Source organism: Rhodopila sp. (assembly GCF_035548235.1).
In the GTDB taxonomy this organism is placed as follows: domain Bacteria; phylum Pseudomonadota; class Alphaproteobacteria; order Acetobacterales; family Acetobacteraceae; genus Rhodopila.
Window position 1 is genome coordinate 1 of sequence record NZ_DASZTJ010000141.1, and the last position, 5,520, is coordinate 5,520.

The 5,520-nt window shown below is 67.1% G+C and carries 5 protein-coding genes; 3 read left to right on the top strand and 2 right to left on the bottom strand.

What is annotated here, in order from left to right; all coding sequences use genetic code 11:
• From VHB27_RS12430 to queA, 3 genes are all read left to right on the top strand, one after another.
• On the top strand, nt 1–1,485 hold a 1,485-nt coding region (locus tag VHB27_RS12430; protein WP_325600801.1), incomplete at its 5' end, for a fumarate hydratase.
• Nucleotides 1,485–1,880 (top strand): VOC family protein, encoded by a 396-nt coding sequence (locus tag VHB27_RS12435; RefSeq protein ID WP_325600804.1) that lies wholly within the window; start codon nt 1,485–1,487, stop codon nt 1,878–1,880. The genes VHB27_RS12430 and VHB27_RS12435, both read left to right, overlap by 1 nt.
• A 20-nt stretch (nt 1,881–1,900) precedes the next feature.
• Nucleotides 1,901–2,941: a tRNA preQ1(34) S-adenosylmethionine ribosyltransferase-isomerase QueA gene (gene queA, locus VHB27_RS12440; protein ID WP_325600810.1), complete on the top strand. Its 1,041-nt coding sequence runs from the start codon at nt 1,901–1,903 to the stop codon at nt 2,939–2,941.
• 175 nt (nt 2,942–3,116) lie between these two features.
• Here the strand turns inward: queA and VHB27_RS12445 are convergent, their stop codons facing one another.
• On the bottom strand, nt 3,117–3,386 hold the full coding sequence (locus VHB27_RS12445; protein WP_325600806.1) for a hypothetical protein: 270 nt from the start codon (nt 3,384–3,386) through the stop codon (nt 3,117–3,119).
• Between the two features lie 87 nt (nt 3,387–3,473).
• Nucleotides 3,474–5,520 (bottom strand): AAA family ATPase (locus VHB27_RS12450; RefSeq protein WP_325600808.1); only part of this gene is annotated, 2,047 nt, incomplete at its 5' end.

The following is a 5,520-nucleotide window of genomic DNA, read 5'->3' on the forward strand; positions in this document are numbered from 1 at the left end:
GCCTTCCACGAGGTGTCGCACCTGCTGCGCCCGGCGCATCTCGCGTCGCTGCGGGCGATCCTGGACGACCCCGAGGCCAGCGACAATGACAGCTTCGTCGCGCTGGACCTGCTGAAGAACGCCAATATCGCCGCGGGCGGCATCCTGCCGATGTGCCAGGACACCGGCACCGCGATCGTGTTCGGCAAGAAGGGCCAGCGGGTCTGGGTCGACGGCGACGAGGAAGAGGCGCTGTCGTGGGGCGTCCACCGTACCTACACCGAAACCAACCTGCGCTATTCGCAGATGGCGCCGCTGTCGATGTTCGAGGAAGTGAACACCGGCAACAACCTGCCGGTGCAGTTCGACATCATGGCCGCCCCCGGCGACGACGACTCCCATGGGCACGCCGACGAATTCCACCTGATGTTCGTCGCCAAGGGCGGCGGCAGCGCCAACAAGACGTTCCTGTTCCAGGAGACGCGGGCGATCCTGAACCCGGCGGGGCTGGCGAAGTTCCTGGAAGCGAAGATGAAGACGCTGGGCACCTCGGCCTGCCCGCCCTATCACCTCGCGATCGTCATCGGCGGCACGTCCGCCGAGATGACGCTGAAGACCGTCAAGCTCGCCTCCACCAAGTGGCTGGACGGATTGCCGACCAAGGGATCCAAGGCGGGGTATGCGTTCCGCGACCTGGACGCCGAGAAGCAGATCCTGGAGATCAGCCGCAACATCGGCATCGGCGCGCAGTTCGGCGGTAAATACTTCTGTCACGACGTGCGTGTGGTGCGCCTGCCCCGGCACGGCGCGTCGCTGCCCGTCGGCATCGGCGTGTCCTGCAGCGCCGACCGGCAGATCCTGGCGAAGATCACGCCCGAGGGCGTGTTCCTGGAACAGCTTGAAACCGATCCGGCGAAGTACCTGCCCGAAGCCACGGCCGAGACGCTGGGCGACGACAGCGTCCATATCGACCTGAACCGGCCCATGGGCGAAATCCGAGCGGAACTGTCCAAGTATCCGGTGAAGACGCGGGTGATGCTGACGGGGACGATGGTCGTTGCACGCGACATCGCCCATGCCAAGCTGAAGGAGCGGCTGGACAACGGCCAGCCCTTGCCCGACTACATCAAGAACCACCCGGTCTACTACGCCGGCCCCGCCAAGACGCCGGAAGGCATGGCCACCGGCAGCTTCGGCCCCACCACCGCCGGGCGCATGGACAGCTATGTCGCCGAGTTCCAGGCCGCCGGCGGGTCGCTGGTGATGCTGGCGAAGGGCAACCGCTCCAAGGCCGTGCGCGACGCCTGCAAGGCCCATGGCGGCTTCTACCTCGGCTCCGTCGGCGGCCCCGCCGCCAGGCTCGCGCAGGACTGCATCAAGAAAGTGGAGGTGCTGGAGTTCCCCGAACTCGGCATGGAAGCCGTCTGGCGCATCGAGGTCGAGAACTTCCCCGCCTTCATCGTCGTTGATGACAAAGGCAACGATTTCTACGACGGATTGGGCTGATGCGCTTCACCATCGACCGGATCGACCACATCGTCCTGAACGTCAGCAGCGTGGAGATCGCCGCGGCCTGGTACCAGCGCGTGCTGGGGATGGAGCGGGAGGATTTCGGCGACAACCGCACGGCGCTGAAATTCGGCGGGCAGAAGATCAACCTGCGGCCGGTGGACGCCGACCTGGGCAGTTGGCCCACCGGCGTCTGCGCCGATCCGGGCGCGGGCGACGTCTGCTTCATCACCGCCGTGCCGCCCGAGGAAGTCATCGGCCACCTGCACGACTGCGGCGTCCAGATCCTCCAAGGTCCCGTCACCAAGACCGGCGCGCTCGGTCCCATCCGGTCGGTGTATTGCCGCGATCCGGACGGCAACCTGGTCGAGATCTCCTCCTACCAGCCGTGACCGACGATCCCGCGGCGCTGATGCTGGCGGACTTCGACTACGAACTGCCGCCGGACCGGATCGCCCACCATCCCGCCCGTCCGCGCGACGCCGCGCGGATGCTGCATGTCCACGACGCGGGGCTGGCCGATCGCGCTATCCGCGACCTGCCGTCGCTGCTGCGGCCGGGTGATGTTCTGGTTGCCAACGATACCAAGGTGTTCCCGGCCCAGCTTCGTGCGCGACGGGGCGATGCGGCGGTGGGCATCACGCTGGACCGGCCGGACGCCGACGGGGTGTGGAACGCGCTGGCCCGCAACGGGCGGCGTGTGCGGGTCGGCGATACGCTGGCGTTCGAACCGCTCGACGCCGGCATGACCGCCGCGGTCACGGCCAAGCGCCCGGACGGCAGCATCGGCCTGCGCTTCAACCGGGACGGCGATGCGCTGATGGAAGCCTTCCAGGCCGCCGGGGCGCTGGCGCTGCCGCCCTATATCGACCGGCCGGACGGACCTCTGCCCAGCGACGCCGCTGACTACCAGACGATCTTCGCGCGCCTGCCCGGCGCCGTCGCCGCCCCCACGGCGGGGCTGCATTTCACCCCGGACCTGCTGGCGGCGATCGACGCGGCAGGGGTGCGGCGGCTGACGGTGACGCTGCATGTCGGGATCGGCACGTTCCTGCCGGTGCGCGTGGACCGGATCGCCGATCACCGCATGCACGCCGAACGGGGGACCGTGACGCCCGAGGTGGCGGAGGCGGTCAACGCCGCCCGGCAACGCGGCGGCCGCGTGGTTGCCGTTGGAACCACCAGCCTGCGCCTGCTGGAAAGCGCAGCCTCACCTGACGGCGTGCTGGCGCCGTTCGCCGGCGAGACGGCACTGTTCATCACCCCCGGCTACCGGTTCCGCGTGGTCGATGCACTGGTAACCAATTTCCACCTGCCGCGCTCGACCCTGCTGATGCTGGTATCGGCGTTCCGGGGACGGGAGACGATGCTGGCGGCGTACGCGCACGCGATCGAAGCGGGGTATCGGTTCCACTCCTACGGCGATGCCTGTCTTCTGGAGCGATCACGATAGCGCATCCCGCGCCGCTCGGGCGGCTGGATAGGAGCGGCCGACAATCGCCAGGATATGGCTGCCTCGATCAGCGCCCTGTACCGAGTTGCATGTGCCGGGCCATAGTCTTGCTGGCTCTTTGCTACAATCTCGACGATCTGAACACGAGCCGTGTCGCCAAGACGATAACTTGAACTCATCGCGGCCCAGCGACGCGCCGCTCAACGTCTTCGTCAATCCGCTTCCAAAGCGCGCGATGCGCCTCTTCATTGTCGACCAGCGTAAAACGGCCACGACGCATATCGTCGAGGCCAGCCTCTATCGCGTCTGCCAGCCCCTCGTCACCGGACACCGCGGACGCCCTCAGGCGGATCGCATCCTCGACGAACTGCGTCTCGGTCTCGTCGTCAGCCCTGAGACTGTCGAGCAGCGCCTTCACCTCGTCCGAGATCGATATCGTGTGCATCGCCGTCACCTCTCGCTGCCACGGCGTTACCACATAGCATCCCGAACATGAAAAGGGCGTGGCCCATGCCGGACCACGCCCCGTTCCTTACGCCGCTTCGGCCAACTGGCCGTTGATCACCAGGCCCTTGGAATTGGCCGAGACATGGATCGTCTCGCCTTCCTTGACCCCGCCTTCGAGGATCAGCCCGGCCAGCGGGTTCTGCAGCGACCGCTGGATCACCCGCTTCAGCGGGCGTGCGCCATAGGTGCTGTCGTACCCTTCCGACGCCAGCCAATCCATCGCCTGCTGGTCCAAGTCCAGACCGATCTTCCGGTCGGCCAGCAGCTTGCGCAGGTGGGCCAACTGGATGTCGACGATCGAAGCCATGTCGGACCGCTGCAGACGGCGGAACAGCACGATCTCATCCAGCCGGTTCAGGAATTCCGGCCGGAAGTGATGCCGCACCACCGCCATCACCTGCCCCTGGACCATCGCCGCCGGCTCGCCTTCCGGCTGTGCCGCCAGGATGTCGCTGCCCAGGTTGGAGGTCAGCACGATGATCGTGTTCTTGAAGTCGACGGTGCGGCCCTGGCCATCCGTCAGGCGGCCATCGTCCAGCACCTGCAGCAGGACGTTGAACACGTCCTCATGCGCTTTCTCGACCTCGTCGAACAGGATCACCTGGTACGGCCGGCGGCGGACGGCCTCGGTCAGCACGCCGCCCTCATCGTATCCGACGTAACCAGGCGGCGCACCGATCAGGCGGGAGACGGCGTGCTTCTCCATGAACTCGCTCATGTCAATGCGCACCATCGCCTTGTCGTCGTCGAACAGGAACGCCGCCAGCGCCTTGGTCAGCTCCGTCTTGCCGACGCCGGTCGGGCCCAGGAAGAGGAAGCTGCCGATCGGCCGGTTCGGGTCCTGCAACCCGGCACGCGCCCGCCGGACCGCGTTCGCAACGGCTTTCAGCGCATCTTCCTGGCCGATGACCCGCTTGCGCAACTCATCCTCCATGCGCAGCAGCTTGGCGCGCTCGCCTTCCAGCATCTTGTCCACCGGCACGCCGGTCCAGCGGCTGACGACCGCGGCGATGCTTTCTTCCGTAACCGCCTCGTTCACCAGCTTGCCGTCGGCGTGTTCCGACAGCTTCTTCTCCAGGCCCGGGATCTCGCCGTACAGAAGCTGCGAGGCCCGCGCAAGGTCGCCGCGACGCTGCGCCACCTCGACCTCGGACCGAGCCTGGTCGAGCTGCTCTTTCAGCTTCTGAGTCTCCTGGACCTGGTCCTTCTCGGACTTCCAGGCGGCGGCCATCGCGTTGGACTTGTCTTCCAGGTCGGCCAGCTCATGCTCCAGCTTGCCCAGCCGGTCCTTCGACGCCGCGTCGCTTTCCTTCTTCAGCGCCTCCCGCTCGATCTTGAGCTGGATGATCCGCCGATCGAGCTCGTCCAGCGCTTCGGGCTTGCTGTCGACCTGCATGCGCAGCCGGCTCGCGGCCTCGTCGACAAGGTCGATCGCCTTGTCCGGCAGGAACCGGTCGGTGATGTAGCGCTTCGACAGCGTCGCGGCCGCCACCAGCGCCGAGTCCGCGATGCGGACGCCGTGGTGCAGCTCATACTTTTCCTTGATGCCGCGCAGGATGCTGATCGTGTCCTCGACGCTCGGCTCGCCCACGAACACGGGCTGGAAGCGACGGGCCAGGGCCGCGTCCTTCTCCACGTGCTTGCGGTATTCGTCCAGCGTCGTGGCGCCGATGCAGTGCAGCGTGCCACGCGCCAGCTCCGGCTTGATCAGGTTCGACGCGTCCATCGCGCCGTCCGCGCGGCCGGCGCCGATCAGCGTGTGCATCTCGTCGATGAAGAGGATGACGTTGCCCTCGGCGGCTTCGATCTCCTTCAGCACCGCCTTCAGCCGTTCCTCGAACTCGCCGCGGTATTTCGCGCCGGCGACCATCGCGCCCAGGTCGAGCGACAGCAACTGCTTGCCCTTCAGCGCCTCCGGCACGTCGCCATTGACGATGCGCAGCGCGAGGCCCTCGACGATCGCGGTCTTGCCGACGCCGGGCTCGCCGATCAGCACCGGGTTGTTCTTGGTGCGGCGCGCCAGCACCTGGATGGCGCGGCGGATCTCCTCGTCGCGGCCGATCACCGGGTCC